This window comes from Subtercola boreus (genome assembly GCF_003399645.1).
GTDB classification, from domain to species: domain Bacteria; phylum Actinomycetota; class Actinomycetes; order Actinomycetales; family Microbacteriaceae; genus Subtercola; species Subtercola boreus_A.
This window is the reverse complement of record NZ_NBXD01000051.1, coordinates 1-2,913: the sequence shown is the minus strand read 5'-3', so window position 1 is coordinate 2,913 and position 2,913 is coordinate 1. Positions and strand designations below refer to the sequence as shown.

General features: G+C 62.5%; 2 protein-coding genes and 1 pseudogene. 1 reads left to right on the top strand and 2 read right to left on the bottom strand.

Features of this window, described 5'->3' with window-relative positions:
- Nucleotides 1-125 precede the first annotated feature (125 nt).
- Nucleotides 126-524, top strand: a pseudogene (locus B7R24_RS16815) (ATP-binding protein); the annotation flags it as partial.
- Between the two features lie 41 nt (nucleotides 525-565).
- Here B7R24_RS16815 and B7R24_RS16810 read toward each other — a convergent pair.
- Together B7R24_RS16810 and B7R24_RS16800 are read right to left on the bottom strand one after the other, a co-directional pair.
- Nucleotides 566-1,828 (bottom strand): IS30 family transposase, encoded by a 1,263-nt coding sequence (locus B7R24_RS16810; protein WP_437123542.1) that lies wholly within the window; start codon nucleotides 1,826-1,828, stop codon nucleotides 566-568.
- 271 nt (nucleotides 1,829-2,099) lie between these two features.
- Nucleotides 2,100-2,720: a recombinase family protein gene (locus tag B7R24_RS16800; RefSeq protein ID WP_116420151.1), complete on the bottom strand. Its 621-nt coding sequence runs from the start codon at nucleotides 2,718-2,720 to the stop codon at nucleotides 2,100-2,102.
- Nucleotides 2,721-2,913: the final 193 nt, after the last annotated feature.

Here is a 2,913-nt window from a genome sequence, read left to right as displayed (position 1 = left end):
CCAGTCCGTGCGTCCACGACCAGGCGCACAGCCCGCGCTTTCAACTCCGGCGGATACTTCTTCATAACAGGCACGATTCTTACCCTTCCAGGGAATCAATACCCTCCATTAAACCCGGGGCGAGACACCGGGTGTTGTTCGCGACCGCAACGGACTGGGTCACCCGCCTCACCGACGCCCACCGGGCCGGCCGACTACCCGCCGAGCTGACCCGGCTGCGCCGTTACGGGCTGATCATCGTCGACGAAGTCGGCTACCTCCCGTTCGAGCAAGACGCCGCGAACCTGTTCTTCCAGCTCGTCTCATCCCGCTACGAACACGCCTCACTGATCCTCACCTCGAACCTCCCGTTCTCCAGCTGGGGTGGGGTCTTCGGAGACCAAGCCGTCGCCGCAGCGATGATCGACCGCATCGTTCACCACGCCGACGTCCTCACACTGAAGGGCGCCAGCTACCGGCTCCGAGGACGAGGCATCGACAGCCTCCCAAGCATCCGCACCACCACCGACGAAACCCCTAGCTAGACTGCCCGAAACCGTTCACTTTTCGAACGGGTGGGTTCCAGTTATCGTCGCAACACTTGGTGTTCGGGTGACAATAGCAGGGCGGCGAACAGGTTCGCTGGAACTCGGTCGCCGAGCACCAGCCTGGGCCGGTTGTTGAGCTCGTTCTCGACCGCAAGGAGATGTTCCGGGGGATGGGCGCTGAGGTCGGTTCCCTTCGGGAAGTAGTCCCTGAGCAGGCCGTTCGAGTTTTCGTTGGAGCCTCGCTGCCAGGGTGAGTGAGAGTCGCAGAAATAGATCTTGGTGTTCAGGGCTGTGGCGATGGACAGGTGCCGGGCCATCTCGATGCCCTGGTCCCAGGTGATCGACCGGAGCAATGATGGCGGCAGATCGCTCATCCGCTTCTCCAGCGCTACCTGAAGGGTTTCGCTGTCTCGGGCGGTGAGGTGCAGTAGCCGGATTGTGCGTGTGGTGCGTTCCACGAGGGTGCCGATCGCGGAGCCCTGGTTCTTTCCGATAATCAAATCGCCTTCCCACTCGCCCGGCGTTGACCGGTCCTCCGGAGCGAAGGGGCGGTCGTGGATTGTGAGGACGGGCTGCTCAAATCGGGGCCGGCGGCGGTCCGTTTTCTGATGCGCCCTGCGATGATCTCTTCCCGTTCGCAGCGGCGACGTCCGGTGCGGTGCCAGTGGTGACGGCCGCACCAGGGCGGACCCGGGCTCGTAAACGGCCCGGTAGATGCTTTCGTGACACAACCACATCTCCGGCCTGGCAGGGAACTTCCCTCGCAAATGCCGACTAATTTGCGCGGGACTCCACCGCACCGCCAATCCTTCGCCCACAATCCGTCGCAGCTCGATGTTCGTTTCGAGGCGACTCTTCGGGTGCCGTGCTCGGCGGCCAGCTGCTTTCGTGTGAGCCTCGAATGGCCGATACGGACCACGAGCCCTCGCGTTGCGGCGAAGTTCCCGAGAAATCGTTGACGGCGCTCGACCCGTTTGCACCGCGATGCCGCGGACGGTCATTCCCGCCTGGCGCAAATCAGCGATGACGATCCGCTCCTCTAACGACAGGAATCTCGCACTGATCTGTCGCACCAGAAGCCGGTCCAGCGGTGCGACCGTTTTCACGACCTGGCCGTGACGGTAAATCTTGTACCCGCGAGACCAGTTGTTCCCCGCTGTTCGGGAAACACCGACCTCCCGGGCCGCAGCAAGAATGCTCCACCCCCTCGCCCGCAGCTCCATGAACCTTTGACGCTTAGCCGACTGCGGACGACGCCCCGGCCCCTTCTTCACCCTACGAATAGACAACACAACCTCCATGATTCCGGAAGTGTTGCGACCACCGATAGAAACCACCACGCCGAAAGCGACCAGAATTCGAGCGCCGCCGACAGAATGAGTTGGTTGATGAATGCCCGGTAGAGATCGATGGCGCGTTCCGGGGTCATAGTGCCGTTATCGACGGCCGCAGTTATCGACCACAACCGTTGCCGGTACTCAGTGAACAAGCGACTAGATGAAGGCAGCAGCTGCTCGAGGAGGACGTACGCCCGCGCTCTTTCGGACAGCGCATCAGGCGACCACGGCCCGGTCATCCCAGGGCGCGGGGGAGTGCCAGGACCGTCACCGCATCCGACTTCGCTGCCGCCCGGTTGACGGCCCGGTACACGGTCGCCGCGCCCACACTGAACCTCGCGGACAGTTCAGCGATCGTGTAGTCCCCGGAATGGTACTCAGCCACCAAGTGACCCTCCACCGCAGGAGACAGCTTGGGCTTTTTCCCCTTCAGTCGTCCCTTTGCTTTCGCGACCCGCATGCCCTCTTTCGTCCGCGCCCGGATCAGGTCGGACTCGAACTCCGCAACCATCGCCAGAGCGTTGAACAGCAACCGGCCTGTGGGGTCCTCGGGGTCGTGGACGCTCCCACCGATCCGGAGCTTCACCCCTTTCTGGCTGAGCTCGTCGACAATGTTCCGGGCATCCGGTACCGACCGGGCCAACCGGTCAAGTTTCGTGACCATCAGGGTGTCACCGGCCCGGCACGCGGCCATCGCTTCCTTCAGGGCCGGCCGTTCCCTGTTCGTTCCCGTCAAACCCTGATCCGTGAACAACAGTTTCGGCAGGACGCCGGCGGCGGTCAACGCGTCGCGCTGGATTGTCGCGTCCTGCTTGTCGGTGGAGACGCGGGCATACCCGACGAGATGTTCAGCCATGCCGAAAGTCTCTCACTCAGCACCCCATGACCGGAGCATTCACCGGAGGGGTGTTACGAGAGACGTTGTGGAATGTAGCGATAATTGGCGGTGTTTCTAGGGAGCTCATTGGCGCCCGCACTCCTTAGAGGCCGATTGTTGAGGGCGCCCTGAAGTCTTCTTACGAGAAGATTGACCTGATGGGTGAATTGAG

What these genes read in the sequence shown, in the direction of transcription:
- B7R24_RS16800 (WP_116420151.1), bottom strand. Translation starts at nt 2,720, where the DNA reads ATGGCTGAACATCTCGTCGGGTATGCCCGCGTCTCCACCGACAAGCAG.
- B7R24_RS16810 (WP_437123542.1), bottom strand. Translation starts at nt 1,828, where the DNA reads ATGGAGGTTGTGTTGTCTATTCGTAGGGTGAAGAAGGGGCCGGGGCGT.